Origin of the sequence: Breznakibacter xylanolyticus (assembly GCF_003254275.1) — a bacterium.
Classification (GTDB): Bacteria; Bacteroidota; Bacteroidia; order Bacteroidales; family Marinilabiliaceae; genus Breznakibacter; species Breznakibacter xylanolyticus.
On record NZ_QKZK01000001.1, the window covers coordinates 277,546 to 295,604 of the forward strand.

The window sequence follows — 18,059 nt, forward strand, 5'->3', positions numbered from 1 at the left end:
GTTGTTGGCAAACTCCTTTTAAATTTGTGGTTCACCATTAAAAAGGATGAAGGATGAAACACATTAAGATTTTTCTTTTAATTGTCACGTTTGCCGGTGGATGGTATTCCTGCCGTAAAGGGCCGGATGTCAGCAGCGTTACAGTCGATTTTCGTTTGATTCCTTTCTACGAATCACTTCATGGCACTCCCCTCGATAGTATTGAAGCTCGTTTGCCCATGTTGCGACAAACCTATGGTCGATTTTTTGATGCTTATTGTATGGGCGTGATTCGGGTCGGGGATGTAGATGCGCCCGACTTTGCATTGAATTTAAAGAGTTTTCTGGACTATCCACCCAATAAGGAAGTGTATGATACCTGCAAGGTCGCGTTTGCTGATTTGACCTCTTTGCAGGCACAGATGCATGATGCTTTTCGTCATTATCGTTACTATTTTGAAGATGCAATCATTCCCGATGTTTATTTGCATCTGTCGGGTTTTAACCAGTCAATGGTGGTTGATTCCGGATTTGTGGGGGTAAGCATTGAGAAGTACTTAGGAGAATCTTGTGTGTTTTATGAGTGGCTTTCTTATCCGGTGTATCTTCGCCGAAAGATGGTTCCTCAAAAGTTAGTTCCCGATTTGATGAAAGCCATTGCCATGACTGAATTTCCTTATAACGATTCTGTTGACGATGTGCTGAATCACATGGTTTATCAAGGAAAAGTGGCTTGGTTTGTTCAGCAAATGGTGCCTGAAATACATGATTCATTGTTGTTTGATTATTCTGAATATGAATTGGAGTGGTGCAATGACCATGAATCGCAAATGTGGTCGACAATGGTGGAGAATAAGCACTTGTTCAGTACTGACCGCATGTTGATCCAAAAATATACCGGTGATGCACCTTTTACGGCTCATTTTGGCCAGGACTCTCCCGGTCATGCTGCCATTTTTATAGGGTATCGCCTCATTCAATCGTTTGTGTCGCAACATAAGCACTTGACACTTCGTGAATTGATGAGCCAGTCGGATGCCCGATTGATTTTATCACGCTCTGCTTATAGGCCTTAGCATGGATAAAACAGTTTGCATTGTTCAGTTTGCACCCATTCTGGGGGATGTGGCTGCCAATATTCAGTTGCTGAGTCAACGTTTTCAATCGGCATGGGAAAGTGATTTGGTGGTATTGCCCGAGTTGGCCTCTTCGGGTTACCGTTTTTCGTGTCGCGATGAAGCGATGGCTTGTGCTGGAACATTGCAAGACAGTGCTTTTGTCGAATTCCTAAAGCAGCAGGCCGAAACTAACGGTTGTTGCATTGTCAGTGGTTTTAATGAGCGGTATGGTGATGATTTGTTCAATTCGTCTATTTTGGTTCAGCCCGATGGCGTGATTCATCTATACCGTAAATTGCATCTCTTTTGGGATGAGAAAGACATATTTACTCCGGGTAATCTTGGCGTTAACGTGTTTGACACGCCGGTAGGGCGCGTGGGGATGTTGATTTGTTTTGATTGGATGTTTCCCGAAGTGTGGCGCATGATGGCTTTGAAAGGTGGTCAGGTCGTTTGTCATCCATCCAATTTGGTGTTGCCATCATGTCAGTCTGTCGTTCCCTCGTATGCTTTGGTAAACCGTTATTACGTGGTGACTGCCAATCGCATTGGTAAGGAACGCGATTTGTTGTTTACCGGTGGTTCACTTATTTGTTCGCCCATAGGCAGTGTGATGGTGTCGGGAAGTTCTGATCAGGAGCATGTTTTATTTGCCGGTATATCTCCAAGTTTGTCAGATGATAAACAGGTAACGCCTCGAAATCATGCCCTTGATGATCGTCGAACGGATGTGTACGGTAATTTTGAATGATGATGCCAGATAAATACTCAGTCCGTAAAGAGGTTCGAGAGAGACTTCAATTGATTTCTAAGGATGACCGACTTAGGAAAAGTCAGGCAATTTTTGAGACGTTAGAGCAATCTGATGATTTTAGAAACGCAAGGCATGTTTTGTTGTATTGGGCACTGCCCGACGAAGTGATGACGCATCCGTTAGTTCAGAAATGGGCGCTGTATAAAACTGTATATTTACCCGTTATGGTTGGGGATGACTTGCAAATAAGGCAATATCATTTAGATGACGATTTGCGACCTGATGCCCGTTTTGGAGTGGGAGAGCCCACAAATGGTTTTGTTCCAGATGATGAATTGATTGATTTGGTGGTAGTTCCGGGAAGAGCTTTTGATGGTAAAGGGAATCGTTTGGGGCGGGGGAAGGGGTATTACGACCGTTTATTGGCGCGCTTGGTGAATGCCCGTAAGATCGGAATATGTTTTAAAGAGCAACTTTATGATTCAATTCCGGTTGACGATCATGATGTGCTGATGGATAGGGTGATTTCATCGTAAAAAAAGAGGCAACCCCAATGGGATGCCTCTTTAAACATTTTTCGGTTGCTAATTATGCAGGGTGGATTGCCTCTGTGGGGCAAACATCAGCACAGCTACCACAGTCAGTACATGCGTCTGCATCAATTTTATAGATAGAACCTTCGCTGATTGCGTTAACAGGACACTCGTCGATGCAAGTTCCGCATGCGATGCAATCGTCACTAATTACGTATGCCATTTTTGTATTGTTTTTAGGTTTTTAACTAAAAACAAAAATAATGGGGTTTTTGAATAAATAAAAGACCTTTGGAGTGATTCAGGTAATTTGTATCTGATTTAAATAATGATGGCATGTCATTTCTTTGAATGCCAGAGTCTTTTTAGTGAGTGGCGTAAATAGGTGTTGAACCGGTGCTATTGTTTTACGAAGTTCTGGGTGTCTTTGAGGGTGGCAATGGCCAGCCACGCCATGAGGCCACCTGATGTCATCAATGCCTTGTCGTTGAGGTTGAAAATGGGTGTGTGCAGCGACCCGGTAGTTCCATCGGGCTGTTTCACGCCAAAACGATAAAATGAGCAGGGATATTGCTGAGTGTAGTAGCCAAAATCTTCGGCTGTCATGCGGATATCCATGGTTTCGACTTGCTGGTCGCCCAGGTATTTTTTTGCGAAGGCAGAAAGATGTTGGGTCAAAGCCTCGTTGTTGAACACCATTGGGTAGCCGTCGTTAATCAGGATGTCGCAAGTGGCGCCCATGCTATGGGTGATGGCGGTGGTGATGTCGCGTATTTTTTGTTTGGCCACGGCGCGCCATTTTTCGTCCATGGTGCGCAGTGTGCCTGATATTTCAACCTTTTCGGGAATTACATTGGTGGCGCCGTTGGCCACAAACCTACCGAACGAGAGCACCGATGGAATGTTGGCCGGGATCACACGGCTCACAATTTGTTGCAAAGCCACCACCACATGTGACGCGATGAGCACCGAGTCGGTGAGGGAGTGTGGCATTGCGGCGTGGCCTCCTTTACCGTGTATGGTGATGTGCACTTCATCGCCCGAAGCCATGTAGATGCCTTCTTTGAAGCCAACATGTCCTGTTGGCATGTCGGGTAAGACGTGTTGGCCGATGATGAGTTCAGGTTTTGGATTATCCAGTGCTCCCTGTTCCATCATGAGTTTGGCGCCTCCGGGGAATTTTTCTTCTCCGGGTTGAAAAATCAGCAACACTGTGCCTTCCCACTCGTTGGCGAGTTGTTTGAGAATGCGCCCTGACAACAGTAGAGATGCCGTGTGGGCATCGTGACCGCAGGCATGCATCACCCCTTGGTTGATCGATTTGAACGGAACTTCAGTGTTTTCGGTGATGGGCAACGCGTCCATGTCGGCGCGCAGGGCAATGATGCGTTTATGTGGATTTTGACCTTTCACTTCTGCCACAATGCCATGTCCGGCATATCCGCTGCGGAAGGGGATGCCGTATTCGGTGAGTTTGCTGCAAACAAATGCGGCTGTTTCTTTTTCCTCGAACGAGAGTTCGGGGTGTTGGTGCAGATGATGGCGAATGGCCAACGTGTCTGCATTGTATTGTTGTGCCAGTGATTTTATTGTCTCAATGATTGCCATGGTAGGGATTTTGTTGTTTTAGGTATTTGTGTTTAAATGATGCGTTCAAAGATATGGCTTGTTATACAATTCTTGTCTGCCTTGATGGCATTATTGTACCAAGAGAGGATATCTGTTGATGCTTTTGTGTTTTGAGAAACTCGTGCCTTGTAATTGATTGATGAGCAAAATGAACGAAAAGAGAGGGGCTTTTACGGAGTGATGAGATATATTTTCTTAGCTTTGTGTGAGAGTAAAGTGACATAGCCAGGGTTGAATAAGTATGTTTAAGCATTTGATGTGATGTGATTTTCTTCAGTCGCTTCCCTTTTTGTGGTAATAAATCTGCTTGAACCGATGATTCTTTGATTTGGTTAGTTTGAATGAGCGTTTTTTTGACTTTAAAATACCCCATTGTAAGAATATTCTACAGTAATACCCTATGTGTGTTTCTTAGTGATGTTTGTGAATGATTGAGTGTTTTAAAAGAATTAAATAATAAACTATTAATAAGTGGAATGAGCCATGGTTTACCCTTACTTAAATAGGAAGATATCTATTGGTGAGTTCCATCAGACCATTAATAATAAATTGTAGAAAGATGAAAAAAGTTGTTATGTCGTTAGGCCTTGGATTAATGGCGACACTTTTTGTTGCCGGGCAACAATCTAAACCCTTTATCAAATTCAGCGAAACAGTTCATGATTTCGGTGATATCAAAGAAGAAGCGGGTCGTACTGCGTATTCGTTTGAATTGACCAATAGCGGAGGTCAACCTCTGGTGATTCATAATGTGACCGCATCGTGTGGTTGCACAGCACCCGATTGGTCACGCACTCCAATCCCTCCCCGAGGTAAGGGATTTGTAAAAGCAACTTACGATCCGGCCAATCGTCCAGGTCCATTTAATAAGACCATTACCGTGGCCTCTAATGCTCAGGAGTCATCAGTGATTCTTCGTATCACAGGTAATGTGATACCCCGCGCTAAAACAGTAGAGGATATTTATCCAAAAGCCATGGGGGCTCTTCGGTTGAAAGCCGGTCATCTGTCAATGACGCGAGTGGCTCCTGGAACTCAAAAGGTTGAGAGATTGGAAATGATTAATACATCGGATAAGCCAATCAAAATTAGTTTTGAAAGGGTTCCCGCACATTTGACTCTTGTGGCGCAACCCGCGGAACTGAAACCTCAGGAAACCGGTGTCATTACCGCTACATTTGATGCGTCAAAGAAGAACGATTGGGGGTTTGTGTCCGACATGGTGTTTGTTTTGGTTGATGGTGTAAAGGATATGAACAACAATCGATTGAGTGTGAGTGCGACCATCGAAGAAGATTATTCTGTGTTGACCCCTCAGGAATTGGCCAGTGCCCCTAAGGCTGAGTTTGCGGATAAATCATTTAACTTTGGTCAAATAAAAGAAGGAACTAAAGTGACTCATAATTATGAGTTGAAGAATGTGGGCAAGTCCAATTTGATTATACGTAAGGTCAAAGCCTCATGTGGTTGCACGGCCGTGCAGCCTGCAAAAATGATGTTAGCTCCCGGTGAGTCAACATCTATTAAGGCAGAATTTGATTCGAAAGGCCGTACCGGTCGTCAATCAAAAGGTATTACCGTCATTACGAATGACCCCACGGCATCCACCACAATTTTGCAGTTTACAGCAGAGGTGGTTAAATAATTGAATCGTATGAAGGCTTCGTCTCATGTTGGGCGAAGCCCTTTTTGTTCATTTAGATTGTAATTTGTGACAACACAACATTCCGATTCTCACGATCATATTGAAAACAACCCTCAATTTAAGGGGCTGAGTGTGAATAAAGGTATTCCGGCACCGCCACCGGTGAGTGTGGAGGCAACGCAACGTTTTTTAAATATCCGTCGTTCGCAGCTTTCGGTCGACGATTATGTAACCGGCATTTTGGCCGGCGATATCACCATCTTAAGCCGTGCTGTGACTTTGGTTGAAAGTTCTCGAACCGAACATCAGGTGATTGCGCGTCAGGTGATTGAGAAGTGTTTGCCCCATGCCGGTCGTTCCATTCGTTTGGGCATTACGGGGGTTCCCGGTGCTGGAAAAAGTACTTTCATTGAGTCGCTGGGGATGCACATCATTCGTCAGGGGGGGAAGTTGGCTGTGTTGGCCATCGACCCCAGCAGTGAGCGATCAAAGGGGAGCATCCTTGGTGATAAGACCCGGATGGAGTTACTCTCGGCTGAAAAGAATGCTTATATCCGTCCTTCACCATCGGCTGGATCATTGGGGGGCGTGGCTCGTAAGACACGCGAAACCATTGTGTTGTGCGAAGCAGCCGGATTCGATCACATCATCATCGAGACCGTTGGAGTGGGACAGTCTGAAACTGCGGTGCATTCGATGGTCGATTTCTTTTTATTGATCATGCTGGCTGGTGCCGGTGACGAGTTGCAAGGCATCAAGCGTGGCATTATGGAGATGGCCGATGCCATTGCCATCAATAAAGCTGATGGAAGCAACGTGGTAAAAGCTCAGCAAGCACAGGCGCAATACACCAGTGCGTTGCATCTTTTTCCGCCTTCGCGATCGGGCTGGACGCCTTTGGTGAAAACCTGTTCAGCACTCAATCATCAGGGAATTGATGAGATGTGGAACATGGTTCTCGATTATGTGTCGCTCACCAAAGGGAATCACTTTTTTAAATCGAATCGTAACAGCCAGTCTTCCTATTGGATGTACGAGACCATCGATGAGCAATTAAAGCACCATTTTTTTCATCATCCGAAAATTAAGGAGCTGTTGCATACCTATCAGCATCGGGTAAAGCATAACGAGACCAGCTCCTTTGAAGCCGCCCGTGAACTGTTGGATTTGTATTTTCAGAATATTGACAAATAATAATCAATTAAAAATTAGCGAATGAGAAAGTTTATTTTGGGTGCGGCGGCTTTGATGATGCTTGGCGCCTGTGCAGAGAAGGGCGTTAATATTTCGGGCAACATTCAGGGGCTTGCCGATACCAAGGCGGTGCTGAATGTGTTGGAATCGGGCACGCCCACACCCATTGATACCGTGGAGGTGAAAGGTGGAAAGTTTAAGTTTCATGTTGACTCGCTGGATGCCCAGTTGTTGATTGTGATGTTTGAAGGCCAGCAAGCCCCTGTGGTGTTCTTTGGTAGTGAGGGAACCATTAATGTCAGCGGGTCGAAAGACAGCATTGATAAGGCAGAGATTAAAGGAACTGAATTGACCGATTTGTTTGTAAAATTCAATAAAGAAATTCCCGGGTTAGAGCGTCAAAAAGCGCTTCAGAATGATTTTGTGCAGGCACAAATGACACAGGATGCAGCCAAAATGGAATCGTTGCGTGCCGAAGCCATGGAGATTTCGCAGGGACAGGAGAAATACTTCAGTGAGTTTATGGAAGCCAACACCGGTAATGCCATTGGTGCCTTGTTGTGCATGAGTTTTTCGGCATCTTATGATGTGGAAAAGTTAAAAGAAAAAATCACGGCTTTTGAAACCTCTTTGGGCGATCACGTGTACGTGGGCGAGTTAAAGAAAATTCTTGACATGAAGGAAAAAGAAGCTGCTGCCATTGCCGCCTTGGAAGTGGGTAACGCAGCACCCGATTTTACGCTTAAAACCGCCGAAGGAACCGATGTTGCTCTTTCATCATTCAAAGGGAAAGTGGTTTTGGTGGATTTTTGGGCGTCATGGTGTCGTCCTTGTCGCGAAGAAAATCCGAACGTGGTAAAGGCTTACAGCAAGTTTAAGTCAAAGGGCTTTGATGTGTTGAGTGTTTCTACCGATCGTAATGAAGAGGAGTGGTTGAAGGCCGTGAAAGAAGATAAGCTCACCTGGACGCAAGTGCGTGATGACAGCGGAGCTGCGTCTATTCTTTATATGATTCGTGCCATTCCCTCAACATTTTTGCTCGATAAGGAGGGGGTGATTGTTGCCCGTGACTTGCGTGGTGAAGAGTTGATGAACAAATTGGCCGAATTGCTGAAGTAATTTTTTTTGACAATTGATATAGATGCCCCGGGTTTAACATCCGGGGTTTTTTTTTTGTCTGTTGCGAGCCGTGGATGGCTTTGTTGGAATGTCCATTTTTAGATGCCGATGTGGCGACGTTTATTATTGAAATGAACCTCCCGGCAAACAAACCGTCGAAACGATTGTTATTTACATGAATCTGATGATGTGAGGGTGATGGAAAATCATTCTCGATCCTTGGGCTATTGATGTGTTATTAAAAAAATAATGATATGAATTTTGATCTGGTGGTTGTCGGAAGCGGGCCTGGTGGTTATGTGGCTGCCATACGCGCCTCACAACTGGGAATGAAAGTGGGTGTGATTGAAAAAGCCGAGCTGGGCGGCGTGTGTCTCAACTGGGGATGCATTCCCACCAAGTCGCTCCTCAAAAGTGCGTCGGTGTTTGAGTATTTGACCCATGCAGCCGATTATGGTATTGAGGTGAGCGGGAGTGTGAAGCCCGATTTTGCTGCCATGGTGAAACGCAGTCGCGATGTGGCCGATGGCATGAGCAAGGGCATTCAGTTTTTGTTTAAGAAAAACAAAATCGACATTGTGTCCGGCTTTGGTAAACTGCTCCGCAAGGGAGTGGTGGAAGTGACCCGGGCCGACGGCAGCAAAGCAGAGGTGACCGCTAAACACATCGTGCTGGCCACCGGGGCACGCAGTCGCGAGTTGCCCAACCTGCCTCAGGATGGCAAGCGCATCATTGGATACCGCCAGGCCATGACCCTCGACAAGCAGCCCCAAACGATGGTGGTGGTGGGTTCCGGTGCCATTGGCAGTGAGTTTGCTTATTTCTACAACGCCATTGGCACCAAAGTGACTCTGGTGGAGTATCTCGATAATATTGTTCCTTTGGAGGATGACGAGGTATCGAAACAGTTGGCGCGTTCCTTTAAAAAGGTGGGTATTGATGTGCACACCTCAACCGAGGTGACCGCAGTGGATGCTTCGGGTGATAAATTGAAGGTGACGCTGAAGAGTAAAAGTGGCGAGCAGCAGATTGAGGCCGATGTGGTGCTGTCGGCGGTGGGCATTACGCCTAACCTCGAGGGCATCGGCCTTGAAGCGGTGGGCGTTGCCGTTGATAAAGGGCGAGTGAAAGTCGATGAGTTTTACCGCACCAGCGTGGATGGCGTTTACGCCATTGGCGACATTGTGGCCGGACAGGCTCTGGCGCATGTGGCATCTGCCGAAGGCATAATTTGTGTTGAGAAAATTGCCGGCCTCAAGCCCGAGCCCCTCAATTACGGCAACATACCGGGATGTACCTACACCACGCCCGAAGTGGCCTCGGTAGGCATGACCGAAAAAGTCGCCAAAGAAAAGGGCTACGACATTAAAGTGGGCAAATTTCCGTTCACGGCGTCTGGCAAAGCCAGTGCGGCAGGGCAAAAAGATGGTTTTGTGAAGCTGATTTTTGATGCCAAATATGGCGAACTGCTCGGCGCTCACCTCATAGGCGCCAATGTGACCGAGATGATCGCCGAACTGGTCACCGCCCGCAAGCTCGAGACTACAGGTCACGAGCTCATCAAGGCCGTACATCCGCACCCCACCATGAGCGAAGCCATTATGGAAGCTGCCGCAGCGGCCTATGGCGAGGTGATTCATATTTGACGTTTTTCCGTGTTTTTCAGATAGATTTTTGCCGATTCAGTTTAGTGTTTGACAATGAAAAAGGAAGGTCCCTTGTGGCCTTCCTTTTTTGTTGTTGTGTTGTGAGTATTGTTGCTTTTGTGTATGATGTAGTTATGATGGTTGTGTTTTATTAATAAAGACAGTGTTCTGATTTTTGTGTTGTATTAGTCAGTTAATCAGAGTATATAGGTCTGGTTATTTTTTTTTTTTGAGAAATTTATTTTTCATGTTGAATATTTAATTTATAATTGCAATGTAAATGATAATATTGTTGTCAACACAGGTGAAGTAAAGTAGCTTGTTGTTGCGGGGATAAAAAAAAGCCCCCTCCTCGTTACCGAATCAGGGGCTGAAATAGAATTTAATAATAATCGGGAGTTGCAGCTCCCAATGAACTGTAAAATTATGAGATTTTTTTCGAAATTGAGTTTGATGTCACTGTTTTTAGTAGCACTTTCTTGGCAGAAAGAAAGTGATAAAAATACAATTGATTCTAGCATGTCGGAAATACCTGAATCAGTTGCAAAAATTGAGATTGTTGACGGAATGTTGTCTTTCCCCAATGATTCAATGATGTATGATGGTATTATTGCGCTTTCATCAATGAGCTCAGATGTGCGAGCAGAATGGGAAGTAGATAATAATTTTGAATCTATGCAAACTCTTTGCGATCGTATCACAAGCGAACTTGAGCAGGTTGAAGATGAAGAGGGGTTTTATGAAGTTCGAAGTGTTTATGATGATTTCGTTTTTTTTTGGGAACCGAATACCAACGATCAGGCTTTTTATGTGCCATTGGATAAAATGTTTTATTCTCAGGTTGTTGATATTAATGGTGATGTAAAAGTGGGAAATGAAATCCGGAGTTATAAGTCTGATTCGTTGATGAATCGAATATAATCAATGGATTGTGGGTTGAAATCATATGGAGATGATTTAGATTATTGTAAAAAGTTTCGGTCTAAGGATCGACAATTGATATGCTTGCTAGAGGAGTTGGAACATCGAAATTTTGTGCATTTATACGTTTCCTCACAGAAGCACTCTTGGTGGAGAGGATGGATTAATAATTCATCTTTAAAAAGAGTGAAGAATACAGGAAGAAATGCGGTTTATTTTGCAAGTAGTCGGAACTATGGAGAAAATTATTATAACGATGAAGTATTGCCAGAAAGATACACGGGGGGAGATGTAGAGTATTTGCATAAATATTTTGTGCGTGAACAAGGTAAAGCATATTCATTTTTAGTTTTTGGAAATAGTTTTGTTGAGAGTGAAGCTTGTACTTTGTCTCTTGCGCCAATTTGGAATTATTAAATAAATATCTGTGAGGTGCTATGATTTAGCACCTCATGTTTTTATGTGTAGATTATTATTAACGATAGTTGTATGGTTAAATATATTTGGATTGTTCTTGTTTTGCTATGTCAGGTTGGTTTAGCTCAGGATACGAATGGCCTGGAGGGAGGTGTTAATTATAGTTGGTATGATCATGTCCGTGACGATGAAAGTCAGACGGCGGATTTTGGATATTTTATCGGGTATAAATACGAATGGCATATTTGGTCAAGGTGGCAGTTGTCAGCTGGTGCCCGGTTGTCGTTGCCTAATGTTTCCCGAAAAATATTACACCACGATTGTAGTCAATCGATCGTTTATGGATCAATTCCATTGACCGTGTCGTATGGCATGATGAAGCGTTGGGGGCCTGTCGTCGGTTATTCGTTTAGTTATTTGTTAGATAAAGAAACCAGTACTGTGAATCACATAGATCATTCGGGTTTGATAGGGATGTATTATGATTTTAATTTTTTTAAAGCTTCCCTTTGTTATCAGCATAGTTTTAATACTGAGAGGTATGATGATACTTCTGTTTGGGGGAGCGATGGCGAAGTTATTCAGGAATACAGATATCCTCATCAGCGATATAAGCTTAGAAGTATTCAGTTTAGCTTATATATTCCCTTAAATAAGCGTGTTGGAGATGGTAGATAATGTCAGTGCGTGGTTGTAATTATCTTTAAATAGTCGCTTGCAAGGTTCGATTATCATTTTTTTTTCTGCGGTTTGATTTGTGTGCTGTGCTGTTTACATGAGCTGATATTGATGGCGTAATATTCGATGATTTTATCAATTAGTCATTAACGGATTTATTTACCTGTATTCTTTTGAATTGAAAAATTAAACGATTGATGAAGGGGTTGTTTTTTAGATGGTTAAATGCCTGTCTATTTGTGGGAGTATTGCCTAGTGCTTGTGAGAGTGCTTATAATGGTGATTTTCCGGAGGGGCAGAAGTTGCCTGTTGTTCATTCCTTACTGGCTGCTGACAGCACTTTTAAACTTGGGTTAAGTTGGCCTGTTTCATCGTCCAGTACCAATGATTTTCCTGTGATTGATGACGCCAGGGTTGTATTGTGGGAGGATTCTGTTTTATTGGGTCTTGCCACATCTTTGGGGGATGGGCAGTATTCTCTCGATTCAGTTCTGAAGGCGGGGAGTCGTTATCGGGTGGATGTGAGTATTCCATCCTTAGGGACAATTACTGCAAATACGATCATTCCGTTTGATCCGGCAGTTGAGTTAAATTATGAAAAGATTAAAGGAGACTTTGGCGGGATTGATAACTATCAGCTTCAGTTGGGGCGCCCGGATTTACATGCTTCCGGGATTTGGTTGTTTGTCACTGAGCGCAATGTTGATGAATCGCTCAATGAACAACCCATGATGTTATATAGCAATAGTGCGTTGTGTGATAATTTCAATAGGTCGTTAAATTTTGATGCGCAAGGAGGGTATTCGTTTTCTTATGATTATTTCATTCGCCTTTCTACATCTCTTTTGGTGTTCGATGTGAATCGCATTGATTTGGCATCATGGGTGAGTATGAAGAAATCGCAGTTTGCAGTTGTGACTGCATCTTGCGATTACGACCAGTATTTTCGTGCGGCTTTTTTGCAAAAATATTGGTCCCCGTCTTCTGATTTGCCTTTTACCTATCAGCCAATTACAATATATTCTAATGTGAATGGGGGGTATGGAATTTTTGCCGGTTACAATGTGGCGGCTTATCATTTTAATTAATTGTTGCTAAAAGATTATTCCAATTGAGATTTTATGTGATATGATAAGTTCGGCTCGTGTTGTTGCTGTTTTATTGTTGCTGTTATTCGTTCATCAGAATTTTAAATCACAGGTGAAAGTCAGTGGTTTTGTTCGTGACGCCACATCCGGAGAAATTTTGCCCGGAACAAGTGTTTATGTCAATGGGGGGGAGGTGGGAACTTCTGCCAATGCTCATGGTTTTTTTTCGATGAATCTCCCATTCGGGAAATATAAATTGGGTGCATCTTTTGTTGGTTATGCGCTGAGTTGTGATTCGATTTATTTATTGCAGGATACGGTTTTAGTGCTGCGTTTATATCCCGGAGTGGTGATGGATGAAGCGGTTGTTGTCGCTCGTCAAAGATCGGGGTTGTTGAGCCGGACTAAAGCCGGTTATTTACAATTGTTGGGTGTTGATTTTTCACGGGCAGGCGTTTTATTAGGTGAGCCTGATTTGATGAAAGTTTTACAGACATTACCCGGTATTGCCGCAGGCAAAGAAGGGAGTAGTGAAATTTATGTTCGAGGAGGAGGCGCTGACCAAAATCTTTTGTTACTTGACGGGGCTCCTGTTTATAATTTAAATCATGCATTTGGAATGTTGTCGCTGTTTAATAGTGACGCCATACAGCAAGTGACGGTTCAAAAAGGTGGCATTGAAGCGCAATATGGCGGCCGTTTGTCTTCGGTTGTAGATGTGATGGTGCGTGAGGGGAACGATACAAAGCACAATGGCAGTTTTACAATGAGTCCTTTGGGGGGATCTTTATTGGTGGAAGGGCCAATTACTCGTGAAAAATGTTCTTTTTTATTATCGGCACGTCGTTCGTGGGCTGATTTGGTGTTGGCGGGTGCCACCTTTCCGGGGATTTCTTTTTATGATGTCAATGCAAAATTCAATTATAAGTTTGCTAATCACAATCAGTTGTTTTTGAGTTTATACATTGGTGGTGATAAGTTTTATGTGAACTCCGATTCAGAAGGTAAGAAAAGTAATTTCTCCTTCGGTTGGGGGAATCATTTGGCCTCTGTTCGCTGGAATCACTTGGTGGCACCATCTGTTTTTGGGCGATTTCAACTGCATGCCAGTTCGTATTACGACAATGAAAAATTCTCCAGTCAATCCGGGGGCGTTGATAATAGTGCTTCCCGTTTTTCTCGTTTTGATGAGTTGGGGATGCGTTATCATCTCGATCTTCATTTAATCAGTCACCATCTAATCTCATGTGGCATTGAACCTCAGTTTCGTTTTTTTCAGCCCGCTGAGATTGAACAGCGTTTGGGAGGCCAGGATGCCGTTCAGTCGTCCGGACATATCTCATTAATGCAAGTGGCAGGGTATGTCGATCATCAATGGCACGTGGGTGCATGGCAATTTAATCCCGGTGTCAGGTTACAGTATTCCGGGGCGTCTGCTTTTACGCATTGGGGGGTTGAACCTCGAATGTCATTGTCCTATTTGGCAACTTCATTTTTGTCGATAAAAGCATCGGCAATGATGACGAATCAGCCGTTGCATGCCATCCGGAAAAGCACCATGGGATGGCCCGGTTATTTCTTTGTTCCTTCAACCGAACGGCTAAAACCTCAGCAAGCCTGGCAGATGTCTGTTGGTGCGCTTTATCAACCGGTATCTGCCATCCGCATCGATGTGGATTGTTGGGTCAAAAAGATGGATAATTTAGTGGCTGCTTACGATGTGCCGGCATCTGCTTTTGCTTCGGCCGATTGGGAAAAAATGGTGGTGCAGGGGAGGGGTAAAGCTGTTGGACTGGATTTGCTTGTTGATTATTCGGGGCGGGTTTTCACTTCTCGTTTTTCGTATACTTTATCGAAAGCGATGTCTGCATTTGATGTCTACTATCATGGTGACTGGTTCAGTTTTGATTACGATCGTCGTCACGACTTAACGCTTTCATCGTCGGTTCAATTGGTTAAGAATGAGAGGGTGAGTCGTGACGTTTCTACGTCGTTTACATTTCGGTCGGGTGCTCCATTTATGCTGCCATCTTCTCAGATACAGGGCGCTTATCCTTTTGTGGGTGAAAAGGCATACGATTATGATTTGTCGCGTTTAGATCAGTATGATGGCCCTAATAACATGCGGATGCCTGATTATCATCGGCTGGATGTTTCTTACCAAACAACGCTGTATAAAAAGAGGGGATCTCGATCCTGGACATTAGGTGTTTATAATGTGTACAATCAGCAGAACCCATATCTGGTTTATAATGATGGCAAAAACGGATACAAGCAGATGACTTTATTTCCGTTGATGCCCTATGTGTTATTTAAACGGGTGTTTTAATGTAAAAGGAAGGTCCTTGTGGCCTTCCTTTTTTGCTATACACCTTACAGGTTTTAAAAAAACCTGTAAGGTTTGGAGTAGTACACTTTATTAATACGAAAAACTACTTCCCCCCACAAACTCCCGCAAGATGGATGTGGGCGGAATTTCGTTGATTCGAAGGATGGGTTTAAAATAGCTGAAGAATTTGAGCAGTCGTTTGGCCTCGCTGTATTCGGGCTGGTTGGGCTGCACCTCCAGCAGAATGGGTTCCACCAGGGGCTTGAGCACGGCCAGTTCGTACAGCAGGGCGGTGTTAATCATCACGTCGGCCTCTTCCTGAAAGGGGAAGATGTGCTTGTCCTCGCCGCGTCGCACGCTGGGCCAGCGCGAAATGGTTTCCTGAGCCGGGTATTTGCGGTACTTGTAGTCGCGTACAATGCGTCGCACCAGGCGGTTGTCGGTGGTGTTGATGCGGTTGTGGTCGTCGAGGTTGATGGTGGTGAGTGCCGAGATGTAAATTTTGAACTTGGCCGAGGCATCAATCAGGTGCGTGAGCTGTGGGTTGAGGGCGTGAATGCCCTCGATGATGAGGATGTTGTTTTCGTGCAGTTGCAGCACCTCGCCGTCGTAAACGCGCTGGCCGGTTTGGAACGAAAACTTGGGAATCTCCACCTTTTTGCCGTCGAGCAGGTCAATGAGGTTTTGGTTGAACAGGTCGATGTCCAGCGCCTCGAGTGCCTCAAAGTCGTAGTCGCCGTTTTCATCGAGGGGCGTGTGTTCGCGATCCACAAAATAGTTGTCGAGCGAGAGGTTCACCGGGGCAATGCCCGACACGAGCAGCTGAATGGCCAGGCGCTTGCTAAAGGTGGTTTTGCCGCTCGACGAAGGGCCGCTGATGAGCACGATTTTGAGTTTGTTGTGGTGGTTGGCAATTTTATCGGCAATCTGGCTGATTTTTTTCTCGTGCAGTGCTTCCGATACCTTGATGATGGTTTCGCTTTTGCCGTTGTGTGCCTGATTGAGGTGACCCACGTGGGTAATGTTGAGCACCCGGTTCCATTGGGCGTGTTCGCGGAATATGTCGAACATCTTATCCTGAATGATGAGTTCGGCCACCTCCTCGGGGTTGTCGGTGCGGGGCAGTTGCAACAGCATGCCTTTGTAGTATTTGTTAAGGTCGAACACCTGCAGGTAGCCGGTGGATGGCACCAGGTAGCCGTAAAAGTGGTTGGCCAGCGTGTCGAGCCAGTAAAAGGAGGTGTACATTTTGCCGCGATGCCGCAGGATGTCCGATTTGTCGGTGAGGTGTTGCGCCTCTAAAATGTCGATGACCTCGTTGGTTTCGCGCTGATCTTTGATAAAGGGGATGTTCATCTCCACAATTTCGCGCATGCGCTGGCCGATGGCAAACACCTCCTGAATGTCGATTTCCTTGCGGTCGTCCTTTTTTATTTCGCAGTAGATGCCTTTGGAGACCGAGTGCTCGATGGTGAGTTTGGCGCCAGGGAACAGATCGTTCACTGCCTTATAAAGCACAAAGCAGAGGCTTCGCATGTACATGCGCATGCCGTCGGGGTGAGTCACGTCCACAAAGCGGATTTGTTTGGGATGATACACTTCGTAGGCGAGGTCGGCCATGTGGTTGTTGACCAGCGCGCCCAATATGGGGGCTTTGAGCTGAATGTGTTGGTCGTCGGCAATCTCCCGAAGGGTGACAGATTTATGGTAGCTTTTGGTGGTGTTGTTGTTCAAACACTTGATTTTGATTTTCTGTTGCGTCATGTTGTTCTGTTTAAATTAAGGCGTAAAGCGTCTTAAAGATATATCAATCCGTTGGATTGTGGGCATGAGCGGTGCCTCAAAGCTGCCAAATCAGGATCAATGCCAATGCGGCAACCAGGCCACAGAGGGCGATGGCCAACGGTTTCATGCAGCCATTTTTCTTTTTCTCGTACGATACGACGCGAAAGGTGAATTTGTCGGGATGCGATTGGCGAAGTTTCGCTTCCATGGCATCGATGACCTTTTTGGCATGTCGCAGATCGCAGCCGGTGTGTTCTTTATAGGTCTTGATGGCGACCAGTTTGCTGCTGTTGAAAATGTAGTTTTCCAGTTCTTTAATCAATCCGGAGGGGAGGTTCTGTGGCATATAACGTGGGGTTTAGGTTGATGAGCGGGTAAAGATAATAGAATAATCATAATGCGGGACGGGTTAAGTGAATGAGGCGTTTGTAAAGATGCCCCATTGTTTGGCGAAGGCCAATGAATGACGCTTTACTGTAAGGCCTACGAAAGCTTGTTTCCTGCAAGGGACACATCTATCTTTGTATGAAAAAGAAAAGTGACCGGACGATTTAAGGTTGAGATACTGGACCAGGCATTGGTGTTCATCGATAGTCTTGATGAGAAATCACGGGACAAAGTGATTTATAACATTCATAAAGCCCGGATGATTCAAGATCCTGAATTATTTAAGAAGCTCTCGGGCTAAGTATGGGCGTTTCGAACATTGTTTAGTAAACGTTATGTCCGACTGTTTGCATTTTGGGATAAAACCAACGCAACAGATACTGTGGTCATTTCGACGCACGGAATAATTAAGAAAACCGACAAAGTGCCCAAGTCCGAAATTGAGAAAAGTCGAGAATATTCGTAAAGCCTATTTTGAACAAAAAAAACCGTTGAGCCATGACTATAGATACCATGAAAACCATCAGTCTTGATGAATTGACCAATAAATATATCGGCGAGAAGGGAACGCCTAAAAGAGACCGTTTTGAAACGAACTACGACTGGATTTATTAGGGGAAGCCATTAAAAAAGCCCGAAAAGAACGGAATCTGACTCAGGAACAACTAGGAAAACTCATTGGTGTTCAGAAATCTCAAATTTCGAAGATTGAAAACAGTTTGACCGATGCCCGTTTTGAAACCATTTTAAAGGTTTTTAAAGCGCTTAATGCCAAAATCAATTTTAATATTGAGTTGCTTGATCAGACTGTACACATTGCATAGTTTGATTGACACA

17 protein-coding genes and 1 pseudogene are annotated in these 18,059 nt (G+C 44.6%); 14 read left to right on the forward strand and 4 right to left on the reverse strand.

The window, feature by feature from the left end; translation table 11 throughout:
- Positions 1-53 precede the first annotated feature (53 nt).
- From LX69_RS01070 to LX69_RS01080, 3 genes are read left to right on the forward strand one after another with little or no spacing between them, the layout of a single operon-like run.
- Positions 54-1,055, forward strand: coding sequence for a gliding motility protein GldB-related protein (locus LX69_RS01070; protein ID WP_111443938.1), 1,002 nt, complete (start codon positions 54-56; stop codon positions 1,053-1,055).
- 1 nt (position 1,056) lies between these two features.
- Complete coding sequence (locus LX69_RS01075; RefSeq protein ID WP_111443939.1) at positions 1,057-1,848, forward strand: nitrilase-related carbon-nitrogen hydrolase; 792 nt, start codon at positions 1,057-1,059, stop codon at positions 1,846-1,848.
- Between the two features lie 2 nt (positions 1,849-1,850).
- Positions 1,851-2,387 (forward strand): 5-formyltetrahydrofolate cyclo-ligase, encoded by a 537-nt coding sequence (locus tag LX69_RS01080; RefSeq protein ID WP_170124178.1) that lies wholly within the window; start codon positions 1,851-1,853, stop codon positions 2,385-2,387.
- 52 nt (positions 2,388-2,439) lie between these two features.
- Here the strand turns inward: LX69_RS01080 and LX69_RS01085 are convergent, their stop codons facing one another.
- Both LX69_RS01085 and LX69_RS01090 read right to left on the reverse strand, forming a co-directional pair.
- Positions 2,440-2,607: a DUF362 domain-containing protein gene (locus tag LX69_RS01085; protein WP_111443941.1), complete on the reverse strand. Its 168-nt coding sequence runs from the start codon at positions 2,605-2,607 to the stop codon at positions 2,440-2,442.
- Positions 2,608-2,783: 176 nt separating this feature from the next.
- Complete coding sequence (locus tag LX69_RS01090; RefSeq protein WP_111443942.1) at positions 2,784-3,992, reverse strand: M20 metallopeptidase family protein; 1,209 nt, start codon at positions 3,990-3,992, stop codon at positions 2,784-2,786.
- Between the two features lie 580 nt (positions 3,993-4,572).
- Here LX69_RS01090 and LX69_RS01095 point away from each other — a divergent pair.
- The 9 genes from LX69_RS01095 to LX69_RS01130 all read left to right on the forward strand — a co-directional run bounded on the left by LX69_RS01095 (position 4,573) and on the right by LX69_RS01130 (position 15,050).
- The gene (locus LX69_RS01095) at positions 4,573-5,658 is read left to right on the forward strand and encodes a DUF1573 domain-containing protein (RefSeq protein WP_111443943.1); all 1,086 of its coding nucleotides are present in this window, start codon (positions 4,573-4,575) and stop codon (positions 5,656-5,658) included.
- A gap of 66 nt (positions 5,659-5,724) precedes the next feature.
- A complete protein-coding gene (gene meaB, locus LX69_RS01100; RefSeq protein ID WP_111443944.1) occupies positions 5,725-6,852 on the forward strand; it encodes a methylmalonyl Co-A mutase-associated GTPase MeaB in 1,128 nt (375 codons plus the stop codon).
- Positions 6,853-6,873: 21 nt separating this feature from the next.
- Positions 6,874-7,971 (forward strand): TlpA disulfide reductase family protein, encoded by a 1,098-nt coding sequence (locus LX69_RS01105; protein WP_111443945.1) that lies wholly within the window; start codon positions 6,874-6,876, stop codon positions 7,969-7,971.
- A 254-nt stretch (positions 7,972-8,225) separates the two neighbouring features.
- Positions 8,226-9,617, forward strand: coding sequence for a dihydrolipoyl dehydrogenase (gene lpdA / locus LX69_RS01110; protein ID WP_111443946.1), 1,392 nt, complete (start codon positions 8,226-8,228; stop codon positions 9,615-9,617).
- 453 nt (positions 9,618-10,070) lie between these two features.
- Positions 10,071-10,538: a hypothetical protein gene (locus LX69_RS01115; protein WP_170124179.1), complete on the forward strand. Its 468-nt coding sequence runs from the start codon at positions 10,071-10,073 to the stop codon at positions 10,536-10,538.
- Between the two features lie 186 nt (positions 10,539-10,724).
- The gene (locus tag LX69_RS17480) at positions 10,725-10,955 is read left to right on the forward strand and encodes a hypothetical protein (RefSeq protein WP_146260595.1); all 231 of its coding nucleotides are present in this window, start codon (positions 10,725-10,727) and stop codon (positions 10,953-10,955) included.
- Between the two features lie 72 nt (positions 10,956-11,027).
- On the forward strand, positions 11,028-11,633 hold the full coding sequence (locus LX69_RS01120) for a hypothetical protein (RefSeq protein ID WP_111443948.1): 606 nt from the start codon (positions 11,028-11,030) through the stop codon (positions 11,631-11,633).
- A 197-nt stretch (positions 11,634-11,830) separates the two neighbouring features.
- On the forward strand, positions 11,831-12,721 hold the full coding sequence (locus tag LX69_RS01125) for a DUF4249 family protein (RefSeq protein ID WP_111443949.1): 891 nt from the start codon (positions 11,831-11,833) through the stop codon (positions 12,719-12,721).
- A 40-nt stretch (positions 12,722-12,761) separates the two neighbouring features.
- The gene (locus tag LX69_RS01130) at positions 12,762-15,050 is read left to right on the forward strand and encodes a TonB-dependent receptor (protein ID WP_111443950.1); all 2,289 of its coding nucleotides are present in this window, start codon (positions 12,762-12,764) and stop codon (positions 15,048-15,050) included.
- Between the two features lie 90 nt (positions 15,051-15,140).
- Here the strand turns inward: LX69_RS01130 and LX69_RS01135 are convergent, their stop codons facing one another.
- Both LX69_RS01135 and LX69_RS01140 read right to left on the reverse strand, forming a co-directional pair.
- Positions 15,141-16,814, reverse strand: a complete 1,674-nt coding sequence (locus LX69_RS01135; protein ID WP_111443951.1) for a nucleoside kinase — start codon at positions 16,812-16,814, stop codon at positions 15,141-15,143.
- A 76-nt stretch (positions 16,815-16,890) separates the two neighbouring features.
- Positions 16,891-17,181: a hypothetical protein gene (locus LX69_RS01140; RefSeq protein ID WP_111443952.1), complete on the reverse strand. Its 291-nt coding sequence runs from the start codon at positions 17,179-17,181 to the stop codon at positions 16,891-16,893.
- A 354-nt stretch (positions 17,182-17,535) separates the two neighbouring features.
- On the opposite strand from LX69_RS01140, the pseudogene LX69_RS18100 reads away from it, so the two are divergent.
- A pseudogene (locus LX69_RS18100) lies at positions 17,536-17,688 on the forward strand (type II toxin-antitoxin system RelE/ParE family toxin); the annotation flags it as partial.
- 184 nt (positions 17,689-17,872) lie between these two features.
- Positions 17,873-18,046 (forward strand): helix-turn-helix transcriptional regulator, encoded by a 174-nt coding sequence (locus tag LX69_RS18105; protein ID WP_245934909.1) that lies wholly within the window; start codon positions 17,873-17,875, stop codon positions 18,044-18,046.
- Positions 18,047-18,059: the final 13 nt, after the last annotated feature.